Annotated in this window: 1 pseudogene; it reads left to right on the forward strand. The window is 53.7% G+C overall.

Annotated elements, in window-relative coordinates:
* Positions 1-536: pseudogene (locus H8S57_RS18460) on the forward strand (VirB4 family type IV secretion system protein); the annotation flags it as partial.

Below are 536 nucleotides of genomic sequence, written 5' to 3' on the forward strand. Positions count from 1 at the left end.
GAAAAGAAAGCGGAGGCCAACAAGGAGAATCCGGTATATCGTGATCTGGCAATGCTGCTGTACGACGCCGCAGCGGGCAGCGACAGCTTTCTGTGGAACGGCCACACCACGCTGGAGGCCAATTCCCGTTTTATTTGCCTGGATACCCACGACCTGCAAAATGCGTCGGATAATGTCAAGCGCACGCAGTATCTGAACCTGTTGAGCTGGTGTTGGGAGGAAATGAGCCGCGACCGGAATGAGCGTTGCCTGCTGGTATGTGACGAGGCATATCTGATGATCGACCCGCAGGTTCCGCAATCCCTGGTGTTTCTGCGCAATGTGGAGAAGCGGGCAAGAAAGTATGAAGCTGGACTGGCAATCATTTCTCATTCCGTGGTGGATTTCCTGGCCCCGGAGGTCAAAATGTACGGGCAAGCCCTTTTGGATATTCCGTGCTATAAAATCCTGATGGGCTGCGACGGCAAAAACCTTCAGGAAACCAAAGACCTCTACAACCTGACGGACGCGGAGCAGGAATTGTTGGAGAGCAAGCG

It is taken from the genome of Lawsonibacter hominis (genome assembly GCF_014287895.1).
Taxonomy (GTDB): domain Bacteria; phylum Bacillota; class Clostridia; order Oscillospirales; family Oscillospiraceae; genus Lawsonibacter_A; species Lawsonibacter_A hominis.